The sequence below is a fragment of the Janthinobacterium sp. 1L-D-8-B-C4 genome, assembly GCF_057291295.1.
Map to the genome: position 1 here is coordinate 205,656 of NZ_JBXAVX010000005.1, position 19,120 is coordinate 224,775.

Below are 19,120 nucleotides of genomic sequence, written 5' to 3' on the forward strand. Positions count from 1 at the left end.
CGCTTGTACTGGCTTCGTCCTGTGATACAGGAGTCCACCGCCAAAACCAGTCCATCTACGCAAGATCTATGCCTTGTTCCCAGCCGCCGCAGCGACCGTGCTAACTGTGCGAAAAACGCGTAACGATAACGCATATTGTGCCTGCCAGGCAAAAAGCCGCACTGCCGCAGCAAATGGCCAATCCCGCCTGGCAGCCTGCCGGGCGAATATTGCGCACTGCAACAATTAAAGACCTGCCGGGCAAAATCGCGCCTATGTAGTAACCCTTACATGCAAGAATGAAAAGAATTCCTGGCCGGTGAGCGTAACCCTGCATCGCACTGCAACATTCCCTACATTGTAAAAAATAAAATGAAAATATATTCACACTTTCCTGTTGTTTCCGCGATGAATCTGCATCGCGCTCCGTTGACAGGGCTTCTCGCCAGGTGGTCTGATGACTCCCGGCATTTTAAAAAATGCCATGCAACATTAACGACTGCCGACGCAGCAGTCATGATTGATAACAAAGCAAAACTCGGCCTTACATCGGCCGGTCAGTGACCCTTCAGGAGAGTTGAGAATGATGATGGAAACAGTGATGTCCCGCTCCGTACGATTGATTTTTTCGGGCAGCGTTGCAGTGCTCAGCCTGGGCCTGATGGCGCCAGCAATGGCACAGGACGCCAGCATCCAGCGTGTTGAAGTAACGGGCTCCAGCATCAAACGTGCGACCGCAGAAACGGCCTCGCCCGTGCAAGTGATCAGTCGTGACGACTTGCTGAAATCGGGCAAGGCCACCGTGGCCGAATACCTGCAAACGCTGACCGCCGACGGCGCCGGCTCGCTGCCTACCGGTTTCGGCAACGGTTTTGCCGCAGGCTCGACAGCGATTTCGCTGCGCGGCCTGGGCGCCACCTCGACCCTGGTGCTGCTGAACGGGCGCCGCATGGCGCCGTTTGCACGCGCCGATGATGGCCAGAAAAGCTTTACCGATCTGTCCACCGTGCCGATGCAAATCGTCGAACGGATCGAAATCCTGAAAGACGGCGCCTCGTCGACCTATGGCGCCGACGCGATCGCCGGCGTGGTCAATATCATCCTGCGCAAGGATTTCCAGGGCGTGGCCCTGAAAGCCGATACCGGCATTTCCGGCGACAGCGACGCCAGACAGCACCGCGCCTCGATGACCTTCGGCAAAGGCGACCTGGAAAACGACAAATACAACTTTGTCTTCAATGCCGAATACAGCAAGTCGGACATGCTGATGAACAGTGACCGCGCCGGCCGCAAATGGATCGGCCAGGCCGACTTGCGCCCGTATGGCTACCCGATCGGCACGCAGTTTGCGGGTGGCTACATCAATGGCACCAACGATGCGAATGCCTCGCCGGCTGGCCTGATCCGCGATCCGAATACGCTCAACTACGTGTCGCTGCCAGGCTGCGCCACGCTGTCGGCATCCTCGCCACAAGATCCCAAGGGCGGCTGCGTCTGGCACCATGACCAGTTCCGTTCGATGCAACCGAAAATCGATTCGATCAACCTGTACACGCGCGGCACCTGGCAAGTCAATGCCGACACCCAGGTCTATGCGGAAGCGGGCTACTCGAAACGCGACACCGCATTTACGCTGATCCCGCCATCGATCACGCCGACCATCGCCTTTCCACCCAACGCCTCCAATCCCAACGGCGTGATCAACTACGGCTCGGGCGCCGGCACGACCATGGTGCTGGCCGCCAACCATCCGCAAAATCCGTACGGCGTGCCAGTGCGCGTGCGTTACCAGGCATTCGACGCTGGCGCCAGCACGCGCCAGGCCAACAACGAGTTCAACCGCATCGTGCTGGGCATCAAGGGCACGGCTGCTGGCTGGGACTATGACGCCGGCTATACGCACTCGGAGTCGAAGCTGCATCTCGACTACAGCAACATGCTCAACATGGCGGTCGTCAAGGACGCACTGGGCAATCCGAACAGCCCGTACTTCCCGTACTACATCGGTGCGCAGGCCGGCAAGAATCCCGCTTCGCTGTACGCGGCGATGGTGACCAATGCCACCTCGGACTCGACCACCAAGCTCGATATCGTCGACTTCAAGGCCACGCGCGAACTGATGCAGCTGCCGGGTGGCGCGATGGGCCTGGCCGTGGGCGCCGAGCACCGCCGCGACAAGCTGGACAACCCATCGCTGTCCGGTACCGAAACTGGGCAGATCAACTCCAGCTATGTGGCGGCCAAGGGCGACAGCAAGGTATCGGCCGTGTACCTGGAAGTGCTGGCGCCGGTGATCAAGACAGTCGAACTGTCGGGCGCGGTGCGTTACGACAAATACGACCGTTTCTCGTCGACCACGCCAAAACTGGGCGCCAAATGGACCCCATTGAAAACCTTCGCCTTGCGCGGCACCTATTCGGAAGGCTTCCGTGCGCCAGGTCCTGCCGAGAGCAATGCCGATTCGCAATCGACCGGCACCTCGACCGTGCGCGATCCGATCCGCTGCCCGAACGGCACGCCGCTGGCCGGCGCGACGTCGACCGATTGCGCCGCTTCCGTGGCGGCCGTGAAGATCGGCGACCCTAACCTGAAACCGGAACAATCGAAGGGTTACACCCTGGGCCTGGTGTGGGATCCGTTCGATGGCACCAGCCTGTCGCTGGACGGCTGGAAGATCAAGCGTGAAAACGAGATCAACCCGCTGCCGTACAACCAGGCCGCCGCCCTGCCGACCGCGATTCGCGCCGACAACAACCTGACCGTCAATGGCGTGGTCGTGCCAGGCACGGGTACCCTTTTGATCACCAAGGCGCCGTACCGCAATTCCAGCTTCACGGAAATCAAGGGCGTCGACCTCGACATCAAGCAGCGCGTGCGCCTCGGCGACTACGGCCGCGCCATGTTCGGCCTGACCTGGACCCATGTCGCTTCGTGGGTACGCGCCGAGTCGGACACGGTACGCTATCAGTATGCCGGCACGCACGGCAACTGCGACACGTCGAACTGCGCCGGCACGCCGAAAAACAAGATCAACCTGACCGGTTCGTGGGACATCGGCAACTGGAATCTCAGTGGCGTCGTGAACTACCGTTCGGAGATGAAAAACGTCTTGTTCTCCGGTGACCTGTGCGCCTCGCACCTGGCCAGCGGTGCCGATGCACCGAATGGCTGCAAACTGGCCTCGTTCACCACGCTCGACCTGTCGACACGCTGGAACGTCAGCAAGCACGTGCAACTGTATGCATCGATCAACAACGTGACCGACAAGATCGCACCGCTTGACCCGCTGACATATGGCGGCATGAGCTACAACCCGATGGACGCCAGCGGCGCCATCGGCCGCTACTTCAAACTGGGCGCCAGCTACACTTTCAACTAAGTTCCTGGCATCAGCAACAAGCCTCGGGGCGGTGAGCGATCACCGCCTTTTTTATTGCGTAAACGCAAGTCCTCCTGTTGTCGCGGCTGTTAAAAGTCATCTCTGGGCCATCCGGCCGACAACCCGCACCAGGAGAGTCGCATGACATGCAAACACACCCCCTCGCCCTCTTTACGCCTGCTGTGCACGGCCATGCTGGCGGCAAGCAGCCAGGCCGCGCTGGCGCAAACGGCCGACGACACCACCGCGCCGGCCATGCAGCGGGTGGAAGTGACCGGTTCCTCGATCAAGCGGCTGGTATCGGAAACAGCCACGCCTTTATCCATTTTCAAGGCCGAGGATTTCGCCAGGCAGGGCTTGAGCACCGCGCAGGAAGTGCTGAGTAAAATCCCCTCGAATGCGTCGAGCATGGGCAGCGGCAACGCCGTCGGCGGCAATACCAGCGGCCTGCCCACAGGCGGCCAGGCCAGTGCCGACCTGCGCGGCCTGGGCGGCGACAAGACGCTGGTGCTGCTCAATGGCCGGCGCATCGCCAACCATCCGTATGACGGCGCCAGCGTCGACCTGAACATTATTCCGATCGCCGCGCTCGAACGGGTCGAGGTGCTGCGCGACGGCGCCTCGGCCATCTACGGCACCGACGCCATCGGCGGCGTGATCAACTTCATTACCAAACGCTCGGTCAACACCACCAATATCACGGCCGAAGCCGTCGCACCGCAGCATGCGGGTGCGGACGAGCGCCGCCTCAACCTGTCGTCCGGCATCGGCCAGCTGGGCACCGACGGCTACAACCTGTTTGGCGTAATCGACTATCACAAGCAGGATGTCTTGAGCTCGCAGCAGCGCGCCTTTTCCAGTAGCGGCATCAATGCCGGCCGGGGCCTGTCGGTGACCAGCGGCACCAGCTTTCCCGGCAATTATTTTGACGCTGCCGCGAATGGCGGCGCTGGCCTGGCCGGCAATCCGTATGCGGCCAGCGGCTGCCTGCCGCCCTTGTCGGTGGCTGCCGCCAACGGTACCTGCCGCCAGGATTACACGCGACAGATCGACGACCTGCCGGCGCAGCGGCAACTGGCGCTGTTCGGCAAGGGCAGCGTCAAGTTCGGCGGCGGCCACCTGGCCACGCTTGAATACCTGCACGCCGAAAACAAGGTCAGGGCGCGCACGGCGCCGCCGCCGCAAATCGGCCTGGTGCTGCCGGCCAGCAGCGCATGGTATCCGGGCAACGCCGGTGGCGTGCCGGCCCAGGCCGGCCTGTCGGGCCAGCCATTGAGCGTCAACTGGCGCCCGGTGGAAGCGGGCCAGCGCCAGATCGACTCGCGCGGCAAGAGCGACCGCCTGGTGCTGGCGCTGGAAGGCGCGCTGGCAGGCTGGGATTACCAGGGCGCGGTGAGCCGCGCCATCAGCCGCTCGTCGGAAGATTTTACGGGCGGCTATGTACAGGACGCCTCGTTTGCCGCCGGCGTGCTGAGCGGCATCCTCAACCCGTTTGGCGAACAGAATGCGGCAGGCAGGCAATATCTGGCCAGCACCGCCTTGCGCGGCGAGGTACAGAACGCCAGGGTCACCACCACCGGCATCGATGCGAAAGCCAGCCGCGAGCTGATGCAGCTGGCGGGCGGCCCGCTGGCCCTGGCGCTGGGCGCCGAATTGCGGCGCGAGAAAGCACAATTCAATGTCGACCGCGAGATCGCCGCCCAGGCCAGCAGTTCGGGCCTGTCCGGTTCGCTGTCAAAAAACGGCGCGCGCGATATCGAAGCCGTGTTTGGCGAATTGAACCTGCCCTTGATCAAGAATCTGGAAGTGCAGCTGGCGGCGCGCTTCGACCACTACAGCGATGTGGGCAGCACCACCAATCCGAAAATCGGCCTGCGCTACCAGGCCAGCGACAAACTGGTGCTGCGCGGCTCGGCCAGCACGGGCTTTCGCGCGCCGACCCTGTTCGAGAAAAATGCGCCGCCGTCACGCAACGACACCAACGACAGCTATGACGACCCGATTTTGTGCCCGGACGGCGTGCCGCAGCCGGGCGCCAATCCCCTGCGCGACTGCGACCTGCAGCAGTACAAGCTGCAAGGCGGCAATGAAAACCTGAGACCGGAGAAATCGAAGACCTTTGCCTTCGGCGTGGTGCTCGAACCGGTGCGCGAGGTCACCGTCGCGCTTGATTACTGGAACATCCACCTGAAAGACAAGATTGCTTCGCTGCCCGAACAATCGATATTCGGCAACTATGAAAAATACCAGGCGCTGTTCCTGCGCAACCCCGATGGCTCGCCGAACGCCATCCTCGACCTGAACGACAACCTGGGCAAGGTGAAGACGGATGGTGTCGATGTCAGCCTCAACGCCCGCCTTTGGCGCGGCGCGTATGGCGAACTGAGCACCTCGATCGACGGCACCTGGATTCACAAGTATGACTACCAGAACGAGCGCGATGGCGAATTCATCCATAACGTGGGCCGCTATGCGGACAACAATCCTGTGTTTCGCTGGAAGCACACCGCCACCCTGAACTGGCGCCTGGGCGCTTGGGGCGCCACGGTGACGCAAGCGTACAAGTCTGGCTATACCGACCAGAACAGCGTCGATGAGCAATACCGGCACGATGTGTCGTCCTACAGCCTGATCAATGTGTCGGGCAGCTATGCGCGCCAGGGCTGGCTGCTGACGGCGGGCGTGAAAAACCTGTTCGACCGCGAACCGCCGTTCTCGAACCAGGGCACGCTGTTCCAGAAAGGCTATGACCCGCGCTATACGGACCCGGTCGGCCGTGCCTGGTACTTGCGCGGCAGCTATACGTTTTAAGGGAGCAGGACAGAAACAACACGGAAGGGATGCACCACGGGACGGCGCCAGCAGCGATGCTGAGCGCCGTTTTATTTTACGCCGCTGGGCACGCTTGACAAGCGAACTCGATACTTTATTGCTGAAGCAATGTAAAACTAACAAAAATATGTTGCGTTTTATCCAAAAATATTAAGTGAAATTGACAATTTATGACATGAATGTTTTGATGGCGGGCCTGAAAATGTTCCGAATTTTCATTGGCCGAATTGAATTAAAGAAAATTAATTATTATTAAGCAACCAGTTATCTCAAAATAATTGCTGCCTTTATCACAAAAACAAGGAATTTCAGAGAATGGTCGAAAATGTAATGTCGCGCACCCTGCGCCTGATGTTCGCCGGCAGTATTGCCCTCGGCATGCATGCAGCGTATGCGCAAGAAACAACAGAAGCGCCGATGCAGCGCGTGGAAGTCACCGGTTCCAGCATCAAGCGCCTGGCCTCGGAAACAGCCTTGCCGATCACCTCGATCAAGGCCGATGATTTCGCCAAGCAGGGCCTGACGACGGCGCAGGAAGTGCTGTCGACGATCTCGATGAACCAGAGCACGCAAAGCAGCTCGCAGTCGGTCGGTTCCGGCACCGGTGGCCAGTCGCAGGCGGATCTGCGCGGCATCGGTGGCGACAAGACCCTGGTGCTGCTGAACGGGCGCCGGATTGCCAGCCATCCGTTCAACGGCTCGTCCGTCGACCTGAACATCATTCCGATCTCGGCCCTGGAACGGGTGGAAGTATTGCGCGATGGCGCCTCGGCCATCTATGGCACCGACGCCATCGGCGGCGTGATCAACTTCATCACCAAACGCTCGGTCAAGGGCGGCTCGGTCACGGTCGAACATTACGAACCACAAAAATCGGGCGGCGGCGACGAGTCGCGCATCAACCTGTCGGCCGGCTATGGCGACCTGAACAAGGACGGCTTCAATGTCTTCGGCGTGGTCGACGTGCATCGCCAGTCGGCACTGAACGCCAGCGACCGCGATTTCTCGGCCAGCGGCTATATCCCGAACAAGGGTGTCGACAACCTGAGCGGCACCACCTTCCCGGCCAACTTCTACGACACCGGCAATGGCGTGTCGGGCAACCCGGCGTTTGGCGCCGGTTGCGTCGGCCCCAACCTGTACAAGAACACCTCGGGCAAGAGTACTTGCGCGATGGACGTGACGCCGTACATGCAGACAATTCCGAAGACCAAGCAGGAATCGTTCCTCGGCAAGGCCAGCTTCAAGCTGAACCAGGATCACCTGGCGACCGTGGAATACCTGCATGCGCGCAGCACCAATGAAGCACGCATTTCGCCACCGCCGATGTCGAACATCGGCATCCTGATGTCGTCCAGCTCGCCTTACTATCCAGGCGGCAGCGCCGGCGTACCGGCCGTACCCGGCCTGTCCGGCGAAGACCTGGACATCAGCTGGCGTCCGGTGGCCTCGGGCCAGCGCAGCGGCTTTGACACCAGCACTTCGGACCGCCTGGTGCTGGCGTCCGAAGGCGTGATCGGCAACTGGGACTACAACGCTGGCCTCAGCCATTCGATCAGCAAGGCCACCAGCGCGTTTACCGGCGGCTACCTGGCCGACCAGCGCATCATTGATGGCATCGGCAGTGGCCTGCTGAACCCGTTCGGCGAGCAGAGCGCCGCCGGCCAGGCCTACCTGAACGACTCGGTGCTGAAAGGCGAGTACCTGAGCGCCAAGATGACCAGCACGGCGATTGACGCCAAGATCAGCCGCGAACTGTTCAACCTGCCAGCTGGCGCCGTCGGTTTCGCCGTCGGTACCGAGTTCCGCAAGGACAAGGCCGAATACAGTGTCAACCGCGCCCTGGCCGGCCAGGCGTCGAGCTCCGGCTACGCCGAAGCGCTGGACCAGTCCGGCAGCCGCACCATCAGCGCGATTTTCTCCGAGCTGAGCGTTCCTGTCGTCAAGAACCTGGAACTGTCGCTGGCGGCGCGTTATGACCACTACAACGATGTCGGCGGCAGCTTCAACCCGAAAGTGGGCGTACGCTGGCAGCCAACGAGCGAAGTGTTGTTCCGCAGCTCGTACAACACGGGCTTCCGCGCACCGACCTTGTATGACCTGCATGGCCCGCAAACCAAGACCTTTACCGCCAACCAGTATGACGATCCGCGCCTGTGCCCGGGTGGCACTCCTATTCCTGGCGCCAACGGCAACGTGGCCTGCGGCGCGCAGCAATATATCCGCTCGGGCGGCAATCCGGACGTCGGCCCTGAAAAATCGAAGACCTTCAGCGCCGGTATCGTCATCGAGCCGGTCAAGTCCCTGACCGTGTCGCTCGATTACTTCCAGATCAAGCTGCGCGACAAGATCGGCACCGTGACTGAGCAGACGCTGTTCGACAACTACGACAAGTACAAGGACAACTTCATCTACTCGAACGGCGGCACCAGGCTCGACTACGTGGTGGCGACCCTGGACAACCTCGGCGAAATGCATACCTCGGGCATCGACCTGGGCCTGAACTGGAAACTGCCACGCAGCCAGTACGGCACTTTCACCTTCAACTTTGACGGCACCTGGGTCAAAAAGTATGAATACCAGAACGAGCGCGGCGGCGAATTCGTGCAGAACGTCGGCGTGTATGGCGACAACGCACCGGTATTCCGCTGGAGGCATAACGCTTCCCTGCAATGGAACCTGGACAAATGGAACGCCACCCTGTCGAACAAGTACATGAGCGGCTACCGTGACCAGAACTATGTCGACACGCAATACGAGCAAAGCGTGAAGGCTTACTCGGTCTGGTCGCTGTCGGGCGCCTACTCGGGCTTCAAGAACACGGAACTGACCGTGGGCGTGAAGAACCTGCTGAACGAAGATCCACCGTTCAGTAACCAGATCGGCACGTTCCAGACCGGCTACGATCCGCGCTTTGCCGATCCGCTGGGCCGTACTTTCTACGTACGCGCTACGTACAAGTTCTAAGCTGATACCAGTGCATGCATAAAAAAGCCCGGAAAGCTTCACGCTTTCCGGGCTTTTCCCTTGTGGAGAACGGTTATTCCTTGTCGCCCTGCAAGCGGCGCTGCTTGACCGCTGCTGCCAGGTTTTCCAGCACGGCAACGCTGGCGCTCCAGTCGATGCAGCCGTCCGTCACGGACTGGCCGTAGACCAGTTCCTTGCCAGGCACCAGGTCCTGGCGCCCTGCCACCAGGTGCGATTCGACCATCACGCCAACGATGCGCTCGTCGCCGCCGGCCACTTGCGCGGCGATGTCGGCACAGACGGGCACCTGGTTTTCCGGCTTTTTCGAGCTGTTCGCATGCGAGGCGTCGATCATCAGGCGCGATGCCAGCCCTTGCGCGGCGATCGCCTTGCAGGCTTCTTCCACGCTGGCCGCATCATAGTTGGGCAGCTTGCCGCCGCGCAGGATGATATGGCAGTCTTCATTGCCGTTGGTCGAGACGATGGCCGAGTGACCGCCCTTGGTGACCGACAGGAAATGGTGCGGCTGCGAGGCGGCCTTGATCGCTTCGACAGCGATTTTCACATTGCCATCGGTGCCGTTCTTGAAGCCGACCGGGCAGGACAGTCCCGACGCCAGTTCGCGGTGCACCTGCGACTCGGTAGTGCGCGCGCCGATCGCGCCCCAGCTGATCAGGTCGGCGATATATTGCGGGCTGATCACATCCAGAAATTCGGTGCCGGCAGGCAGGCCCAGTTCGTTGATGTCGCGCAGCAGCTCGCGCGCCATGCGCAGGCCGTCGTTGATGCGAAAGCTGTTGTCCATGTACGGGTCGTTGATCAGCCCCTTCCAGCCCACGGTGGTGCGCGGTTTTTCGAAATACACGCGCATGACGATTTCCAGCTCGCCGGCAAAGCGCACGCGTTCCTTGACCAGCAGGCGCGCGTATTCCATCGCCGCTTTGGTATCGTGGATCGAGCAAGGGCCAATCACCACCATCAGGCGGTCGTCCTGGCCATGCAGGATGCGGTGCAGCGCCACGCGGGAATCCGCGGCGGTCTGGGCGGCAGCTTCCGAGCAGGCAAATTCGCGGATCAGGTGGGACGGCGGAGTCAATTCCTTCATTTCGCGAATACGCAAATCATCGGTGCGGGGCATTATTTTCTCCAAAATTTGAACAGGGGTAAAACATCTGGGTAAAAAAAAACCGCCATCAGTGGCGGTTTTTTTAGAATTTGCTGGGATCTCGTTTTTGCTGCTACGTGAACCGACCGCTACTCCACCGCCTTTGGGTTGGAATTGCTAAAGTAAAAATAGGCGGTAAAAAAGTGGCGAGCGAACATGCGAGTGATCCGTAAGTGATGACCGACTATAAACCCATACGGCAAAGCTTGGCAAGCATATTTGTCGGCAAAGCCGCAGATGGCCGTCGTTTCAGGCGGCAAAGTGGGCATATAACCGCAAAAAGTTGCGCACCGCCGCCCCCTCGCCCGTTCCTTACCTAACTTTACATTGTCGCCAGCAGCCGCATGCCAGCCTGGAAACCGGTGAACTGTGTCCAAATGTAAGCGTTGTGCATCACATATTCAAGTCACCCTGCGCACCGCATGCCCCCAGCGCCAGCCGCCAGCCACAAGCACATGTTTCTGCCGCCTGCAGGCGATGACGCACGGAAGCATCTTTACATCTGTGATGCTTGGTGACTGTTGTTCATTTCCACACTTGATTTTCTGGTCATTGCTGCGTCACTTTTCACATGTTTTGATGGCTGCGCTCGCTATCCCAGGAGGATGGCAGGCACATCGCATCGGCGACGTATCCGCCTAGCCGAACAATCAAACTCAAGAATTACCTCAGGAGTGTTAGCCATGATGATAGAAAGCGTGTTGTCCCGATCCCTGCGCCTCATGTTCGCCGGTTCGCTGGCGCTGGGCGCGCATGCCGTCCAGGCGCAGGCGCTGGCCGGCGATGCCGACGGCGAGATGCAGAAAGTGGAAGTGACGGGGTCCAGCATCAAGCGTTTGTCATCGCAAACGGCGCTGCCGATCACCTCGATCAAGGCGGAAGACTTCATCAAGCAAGGCTTGACCACCGCGCAGGAAGTGATGAACACCATTCCGATGAACCAGAGTTCGGTTGGCAGCAGCCAGTCGGTCGGCGCCGGCACCGGCGGCATGTCGAGCGCCGACCTGCGCGGCCTGGGCAGCGACAAGACGCTGGTGCTGCTCAATGGCCGGCGCATCGCCAGCCACCCGTTCAACGGCGCGGCGGTCGACCTGAACATCATCCCGCTGTCGGCGCTGGACCGGGTCGAAGTGCTGCGTGACGGCGCTTCGGCCATCTATGGCACCGACGCCATCGGCGGCGTGATCAACTTCATTACCAAGCGCTCGGTACAGGGCGCCACCGTCAGCGTCGAGCACTACGCGCCGACAAAAAGCGGCGGCGGCGAAGAATCGCGCATCAACCTGTCAGGCGGCTTCGGCAACCTGGCCACCGACGGCTATAACTTCTTTGGCGTGGCCGACGTGCACAAGCAGTCGGCCCTCTCGGCCACCTCGCGCGCGTTTTCCAGCACCAGCGTGATTCCCGGCCGCGGCGTCGACAACAGCAGCGGCACTTCGCAGCCGGCCAACTTCTATTCGGACAATGGCCTGACGGGCAATCCTTACGCGGCGGCCAACTGCCCCGGCACGGGATTGATCACCACCGCCAGCGGCACCTGCCGCACCGATACCGTCAAGTATATCGACGACATTCCGGAAACCAAACAGGAGTCCCTGCTGGGCAAGGCCACCTTCAAGCTCAGCGCCGACAATATCGCCACCGTCGAATACCTGCATACACGCAGCACCAGCACCAGCAACATCGCACCGTCACCACTGACCGGGATTGCCATGACCTCGGCCAGCCCCTACTATCCGGGCAACGGCAGCGTGCCGGGCGTGGCGGGCCTGGCCGGCGAAGACCTGACGCTCAACTGGCGCACCGTGGCGGCCGGCAAGCGCACCGGTTTCGACACCAGCACCTCGGACCGGCTGGTACTGGCCTCCGAGGGCCTGATAGGCGGCTGGGACTACAACGTGGGCCTGACGTATTCCATCAGCAAGGCCGCCAGCGCCTTTGTCAACGGCTATACCAATGACAGCCAGGTGAAAGCCGGCGTGCTCGACGGCACCCTGAACCCGTTCGGCGAACAATCGGCAGCTGGCGCGGCCTACCTCGACGCGGCCCAGCTGCGCGGCGAATACCTGAGCGCGAAGATGACCAGCACCGGCGTCGACGCCAAGGTCAGCCGCGAAATCTACCAGTTGCCGGCCGGCGCGGTCGGCTTTGCCGTCGGCACCGAGTTCCGCCATGACGAAGCCGAATACAACGTCAACCGTGCGCTGGCCTCGCAGGCGCAAAGCTCGGGCTACGCCGACGCCCAGGACCAGGCCGGCTCGCGCAATATCGCCGCCGTCTATTCGGAGCTGAGCGTGCCGCTGCACAAGGACCTGGAATTGTCGCTGGCGGCCCGCTACGACCATTACAACGACGTTGGCGGCAGCTTCAACCCGAAGGTCGGCCTGCGCTGGCAACCAAGCAAACAGGTGCTGCTGCGCACCTCGTACAACACGGGTTTTCGCGCGCCGACCCTGTATGACCTGCACGGCCCGGCCACCTCGACCTTCACCGGCAACTCGTATGACGATCCGGTGCTGTGCCCTGGCGGCACGGCCGTCGGTGGCGCCAACCCGAACGTCGCCTGCGGCCAGCAGCAATATATCCGCAGCGGCGGCAACACCAACCTGAAACCTGAGAAATCGAAAACTTTCAGCGCCGGCATCGTGTTTGAACCGGTCAGTTCGGTGACCATGTCGCTCGATTATTTCAATATCAAGATCCGCGACAAGATCGGTACCGTGGCCGAACAGACGCTGTTCGACAACTACGAGAAATACCAGTCGGCCTTTGTGTATTCGGCCGATGGCAAGACGCTGCAGTATGTGAACGCCGTGCTCGACAACCTGGGCGAAGTACATACCTCGGGCATCGACACCAGTTTCACCTGGCGCCTGCCACGTAGCAGCTACGGCAACTTCACCTTCCAGTTCGACGGCAGCTGGGTCCACAACTACGAATACCAGAACGAAACCGGTGGCGCCTATATTCAGAACGTCGGCGTATATGCCGACAACAATCCGGTGTTCCGCTGGAAGCACAATGCCTCGCTGACGTGGGCGCTGGGCAAGTGGAGCGCCAATCTGTCGAACAAATACATGAGCGGCTACCGCGACCAGAATTATGTGGACGCCGACTATGAACAGAACGTGAAAGCGTATTCCACCTTCTCGCTGTCGGGCGCGTATTCGGGCTGGAAAAACACCGATATCACGGTCGGCGTGAAAAACCTGTTCGACAAGAACCCGCCGTTCACCAACCAGGGCACGGTGTTCCAGACCGGCTACGATCCGCGCTACACCGACCCGCTGGGCCGCACCTTGTACGTGAAGGCGTCGTACAAGTTCTGATCAGGCTGATACAGCGCCATGCCCGCCAGGTCTTGCCTTGCGGGCATTTTCTTTGTGACTACGGCTGTGACCGTCGTGGCCGAGGCGCCACATATCACACAATATGCACAGGTCAAGCCCTGTACAACTGATGCAGATCGAATCCCCGACAGGCCGCGCCACCGAAACTCAAGGCGCATCGACGGTTTTTCCCGTCGGACCTTTTTCGGAGAACAGCATGATCCACGACCTGTCCGTACGTCCGCTTTCCTTCCCGCCACCACCGCTGGGCCTGGCACTGGCCAGCGCCCTGTTTGCCCTGCCCGTTTCGCCAGCACTGGCGCAAGACACGCAAAATGCGGCGCCCATCGCCCGCGTTGAAATCACCGGCTCCAATATCCGCCGCGCCGAGGCTGAAACGGCGTCGCCGGTGCAAACCCTGAACGCGGCCGATATTGAACGGTCGGGCAAGTCCAGCGTCGCCGAACTGCTGCAAACCCTGGCGGTAGACAACCAGGGCTCGGTGCCGACCACCTTTGGCGGCGGCTTTGCCTCGGGCGCATCCGGCATTTCGCTGCGCGGCCTGGGCACTTCATCGACCCTGGTGCTGCTCAACGGGCGCCGGGTCGCACCGTACGGCCTGGCCGACGATGGCCAGAAGGTGTTTGCCGACCTGAACATCATCCCGCTGGAGGCGGTCGAGCGGGTGGAAATCCTGAAAGACGGCGCCTCGGCCATCTACGGTTCCGATGCGATTGCCGGCGTGGTCAACGTGATTCTGCGGCGCGACTTCCAGGGCACCACCGTGCGCGGCAACTATGGCAAGACCCGCGACTGGGACGGGCGCGATGCGCGCGCCGCCATCACGCACGGCTTCGGCGACCTCGACAACGACCGCTACAACGTGCTGCTGAACCTCGAATACAGCGAAAAGGCGGTCATCTGGCACCGCGACCGCGCCGGGCGTGGCGCGGTCGGGCGCAGCGACCTGCGCGACCTGGGCTTCAGCGCGCAGGAGTCATTGAGCGGCGCCGGCGCCATCACCACCAATAATGCGGCCGGCAGCGCCGTCAACGGCAATGTGCGCAACCCGGCCACGCTCGACTACTACAACCGCGGCAACCTGGCCGGCGCCGGTTTTACGCGCACATTCCCGGGCGCCGCCTGCGGCAATTTCACCAATCAGCCACAGGGCGACCCGGGCGGCGGCTGCCTGACGGACCCCGCGCAGCAATACGGCCAGATTCAGCCGAAACAGAAGAACATCAACTTCTTCGGCCGCGGTACGTGGCAGATGACGCCAGCGCTGCAAACCTATGCCGAGCTGAACCTATATCACAGCGAATCGACCTCAAGCACCACGCCATCGACCATCAGCGGCTCGGTCGGCTATCCGGGTGGTCCCGTCAGCAATGCGGCCGTGGCGCTGGGCGCCGCCCATCCCGACAACCCGTATTTCGGCAGCGTGGCGCGCCTGCGCTACCTGGCCGCCGACGTCGGCCCGCGCGTATCGGACATCGAATCGACGTTCAGCCGTTTTGTTGCCGGCATCAAGGGCACAGCCGCCGGCTGGGATATCGACAGCGCACTGCTGTACTCGGAAAACAAGGTCTCCAACGACCGCCGCGGCTACCTGCAGCGCGACGTTGCCTTTGCCCTGCTCAACCCCAGCGCGGCCAATGTGGCGGCTGCCAGCGCCAACCCGCGATACGCCGCCCTGCCGCCCGGCAGCGTGTGGCGCATCGCGGAAAACGCCGGCCTCAATTCGGCCGAGCTGTATGCGGCGCTGTCGCCGACCATCTCGAACGACGCGCGCACGCGCATCGCGCAGATCGACTTCAAGGCCAGCCGCAGCATGGCCAAGCTGGCGGGCGGGGACCTGGGCGTGGCGGTCGGTGCGGAGTTCCGTCATGAATCGACGCGGCTGGAACCGACTGCCGGCACCGAGAGCGGCAATATCATCGGCCTGGGCTACTCCGCCTACCGCGGCAGCCGCAAGGCCTCGGCCGTGTATGCGGAGGTGCTGGCGCCGGTGCTGGCCAACCTGGAATTGTCGGCCGCCATGCGTGCCGACCATTTCACCAGCATCGGCAACTCCTGGACGCCCAAGGTGGGCGCGAAATGGACGCCGGTGCGCCAGCTGGCGCTGCGCGGCACCTTTGCCAAGGGCTTCCGCGCGCCGAACGCGGCTGAAAACGGCGTCGGCGGCCTGGCCGCGTTTGCCACCGCCGCCGATCCCGTGCGCTGTGCGCTGGGGGTGGCAGTGGCGTGCGACCCGGCCTCGATCGCCGTGATCACCTCGCCCAACCCGGACCTGTCGCCCGAGCGCTCGCGCAGCCATTCGATCGGCGCCGTGTGGGACCCGCTGCCACGCACCAGCGTATCGGTCGATTTCTGGCAGATCCGCCGCAAGAACGAAATCAACCAGGAGCAGACCGACACTGCAATTGCCGCCGGCAACGTGGCGCGCGACCCGTCCACCGCCACCGGTATTCCCGGCGACCCGGGCGCGATCACGGCCGTGCTGGCCAGCTATGTCAATTCGGCGCAAACCAAGGTGCGCGGCATCGACCTCGATGCGCGCCAGCGCTTTACCTTGGGCAATGACATGGGTAACCTGGTGTTCGACGTGAAATGGACGCATCTGTTCAAATGGCTGCGTACCGAGCGCGACGGCACAGAGCGCGATTTTGCAGGCACGCACGGCAACTGCGACGTCTCGAACTGCATGGGCACGCCGGACGACCGGGTCAACCTGGGCGCCACCTGGGAACGGCGCAACTGGCGCGTATCGGCCAACGTCAATTACCGCGCGCCGCTGGACAACGTGCTGTTCAAGAACGATCCCGACGGCTGCGCCACCCACTACGCCAACGGCAGCGACGCGCCTGGCGGCTGCCGCATCGCCTCGTTTACCAGCGTGGACCTGACAGGGCGCTGGCTGGCCACGCCACAGCTGGAAGTATTTGCCACGGTGCAGAACCTGTTCGACAAGGTCGCCCCGCTCGATCCGCTGACGTATGGCGCGACCGGTTACAACCCGCTCGATTATGCGGGTGCGGCGGGAAGGTTTATCAGTGCGGGGTTGAAGTACAAGTTTTAAGCCATCATTAACCCAAATGAGGGCTGGGGTCAGTCGCCATGCGATCGGAATACGTCCCATTGGGACGTATTCCCCCGGCGGGTCTGACCCCGGTATTCACGCGGTGCCGCCGACCGTAATACCGTCCAATCTCAACGTCGGCTGCCCCACCCCCACCGGAACGCTTTGCCCCTCCTTGCCGCACACGCCCACGCCTGAGTCCAGGCGCATGTCGTTGCCGATCATGGAGACGCGGTTGAGCACGTCGGGGCCGTTGCCGATCAGGGTGGCGCCCTTGACCGGGTAGCTGAGCTTGCCGTTTTCAATCATGTAGGCTTCGCTGGCCGAAAACACGAATTTGCCGTTGGTGATGTCGACCTGGCCGCCGCCGAAATTGACGGCGTACAGGCCGTTTTTTACCGAGGCCAGGATCTCGCCCGGGTCCTTGTCGCCGCCGAGCATATAGGTATTGGTCATGCGCGGCATCGGCAGGTGGGCGAACGATTCGCGCCGCGCGTTGCCGGTCACGGGCATCTTCATCAGGCGCGCGTTCATGGTGTCCTGGATGTAACCTTTCAGGATGCCGTCTTCGATCAGGGTGGTGCACTGCGTGGGGTTGCCCTCGTCGTCGATATTGAGCGAGCCGCGCCGGCCTTGCAAAGTGCCGTCGTCGACCACTGTCACGCCTTTCGCCGCCACCCGTTCGCCGATGCAACCGGCAAAGGCGGACGAGCCCTTGCGGTTGAAGTCGCCCTCCAGGCCATGGCCGATCGCCTCATGCAGCAAGATGCCGGGCCAGCCCGGTCCCAGCACGATGGTCATCGGACCGGCCGGCGCCGGCCGCGCTTCGAGGTTGACCAGCGCCGAGCTGACGGCCTCGCTCGCATATTGCTCCAGCACCTCATCGGTAAAATAATCGTAGCTGTAGCGCCCGCCGCCGCCGGCCGAACCGGTTTCGCGGCGCCCGTTCTGCTCGGCGATCACGGTCAGCGACACGCGCACCAGCGGGCGGATATCGGCCGCCAGCACGCCATCGCTGCGCAGCACCAGGACAACGTCGTATTCGCCGGCCAGGCCCGCCATCACCTGCACCACGCGCGGGTCTTTTGCGCGCGCCATTTTTTCCACGCGCTCCAATAGTTGCACCTTGGCCGTGGCGTCGAGCGAAGCGAGCGGATCGTTGGGCAGGTACAGCGAACGGCCACCCTGCGGCTGCATGCTGCCGGCAATCTTGATGCGGCCGGCGCCGGCGCGCGCAATCGTGCGCGTGGCCGCCGCCGCTTCCAGCAGGGCCCGCTCGGAAATCTCGTCGGAATATGAAAACGCCGTCTTGTCACCCGACACGGCGCGCACGCCCACGCCCTGGTCGATGGAAAAACTGCCGGTCTTGACGATGCCTTCTTCCAGGCTCCAGCCTTCGCTGCGGGTCGACTGGAAATACAGGTCGGCGTAATCGACCTTGTGGCTGAACATCGTGCCCAGCGCCTTGAGCAGCTTGTCTTCGTCGAGGCCAAATGGCGTCAGCAGGATATCGCGCGCCACGGCCAGGCTGGACAGATTTGGTTCAAATGGGTTCATGGCTTATTCTCCAACAAAGATTACATGGTGCGGTGGGCCAGGGCCGGCAAGGATTCGCGCACGCCGGCCAGGAACACGGGATCGATCTGTCCGCTCACCACGCCCTCGCCTTCATCGAGCACGGCTTTCACTTCGCCCCATGGGTCGATCAGCATGCTGTGGCCCCACGTGCGGCGGCCGTTCGGATGCACGCCGCCTTGCGCCGAGGCCAGCACATAGCACTGGTTTTCAATCGCCCGCGCGCGCAGCAGCACTTCCCAGTGGGCGCGGCCGGTGGTGTGGGTAAAGGCGGCCGGCACCACGATCAGCGCGCATTCGCCCAGCGCCCGGTACAGTTCCGGGAAGCGCAGGTCATAGCAGATCGACAGGCCGACTTTGCCCAGCGGCGTATCGATGCTGCTCACCCGGGCGCCGGCAACGATGGTGCGCGATTCGTTATAGGACTCTTCGCCGCGCGTAAAACCGAACAGGTGGATCTTGTCATAGCGGCCGGCCGGCGCGCCTTGCGGGTCATACACCAGGGTGGTGTTGAGCACTTTGCCCGCTTCCAGCGACACCAAAGGCAAGCTGCCGCCGATCAGCCAGACGCCGTGTTCGCGCGCCATTTTCGCCATGCTGTCCTGGATAGGGCCGCTACCGGGCTGCTCGGCATGCGCCAGCTTGTCGGTTTCATGCTGGCCCATGATGGCCCAGTATTCGGGCAGCACCACCAGCGTCGCACCTGCACTGGCCGCCTGCGCCACCAGGCGGCGCGCGGTGGCCAGGTTTTCCGTGATCGACGGCGTGGAAACCATCTGTATTGCGGCGACTGTCTGCATCAAACTCCCCTG

8 protein-coding genes are annotated in these 19,120 nt (G+C 62.1%); 5 read left to right on the forward strand and 3 right to left on the reverse strand.

The annotated features are described in order from the left end of the window. Nucleotides 1-580 precede the first annotated feature (580 nt). The 3 genes from AC0Z42_RS11500 (at nt 581) to AC0Z42_RS11510 (ending at nt 9,157) form a co-directional block, all read left to right on the forward strand. Nucleotides 581-3,358 carry a TonB-dependent receptor gene (locus tag AC0Z42_RS11500; RefSeq protein ID WP_485468351.1) on the forward strand — a complete coding sequence of 926 codons (2,778 nt, stop codon included), beginning with the start codon at nt 581-583 and terminating at the stop codon, nt 3,356-3,358. A gap of 141 nt (nt 3,359-3,499) precedes the next feature. Further along, complete coding sequence (locus AC0Z42_RS11505; protein ID WP_485468352.1) at nt 3,500-6,169, forward strand: TonB-dependent receptor; 2,670 nt, start codon at nt 3,500-3,502, stop codon at nt 6,167-6,169. A 336-nt stretch (nt 6,170-6,505) separates the two neighbouring features. Continuing rightward, entirely contained in the window at nt 6,506-9,157 is a 2,652-nt protein-coding gene (locus AC0Z42_RS11510; protein ID WP_485468353.1) for a TonB-dependent receptor, read from the forward strand. Between the two features lie 73 nt (nt 9,158-9,230). Here the strand turns inward: AC0Z42_RS11510 and aroG are convergent, their stop codons facing one another. After that, nucleotides 9,231-10,295 (reverse strand): 3-deoxy-7-phosphoheptulonate synthase AroG, encoded by a 1,065-nt coding sequence (gene aroG / locus AC0Z42_RS11515; protein WP_485468354.1) that lies wholly within the window; start codon nt 10,293-10,295, stop codon nt 9,231-9,233. Nucleotides 10,296-11,005: 710 nt separating this feature from the next. Here aroG and AC0Z42_RS11520 point away from each other — a divergent pair. Both AC0Z42_RS11520 and AC0Z42_RS11525 read left to right on the forward strand, forming a co-directional pair. Next, the gene (locus AC0Z42_RS11520) at nt 11,006-13,651 is read left to right on the forward strand and encodes a TonB-dependent receptor (protein WP_485468355.1); all 2,646 of its coding nucleotides are present in this window, start codon (nt 11,006-11,008) and stop codon (nt 13,649-13,651) included. Nucleotides 13,652-13,868: 217 nt separating this feature from the next. Continuing rightward, nucleotides 13,869-16,733 (forward strand): TonB-dependent receptor, encoded by a 2,865-nt coding sequence (locus AC0Z42_RS11525; RefSeq protein WP_485468356.1) that lies wholly within the window; start codon nt 13,869-13,871, stop codon nt 16,731-16,733. 96 nt (nt 16,734-16,829) lie between these two features. Here AC0Z42_RS11525 and tldD read toward each other — a convergent pair whose 3' ends face one another. Together tldD and AC0Z42_RS11535 are read right to left on the reverse strand one after the other, a co-directional pair. Next, nucleotides 16,830-18,290 carry a metalloprotease TldD gene (tldD, locus tag AC0Z42_RS11530; protein WP_485468357.1) on the reverse strand — a complete coding sequence of 487 codons (1,461 nt, stop codon included), beginning with the start codon at nt 18,288-18,290 and terminating at the stop codon, nt 16,830-16,832. A 20-nt stretch (nt 18,291-18,310) separates the two neighbouring features. After that, entirely contained in the window at nt 18,311-19,108 is a 798-nt protein-coding gene (locus tag AC0Z42_RS11535; RefSeq protein WP_485468358.1) for a carbon-nitrogen hydrolase family protein, read from the reverse strand. Between the last annotated feature and the right edge of the window lie 12 nt (nt 19,109-19,120).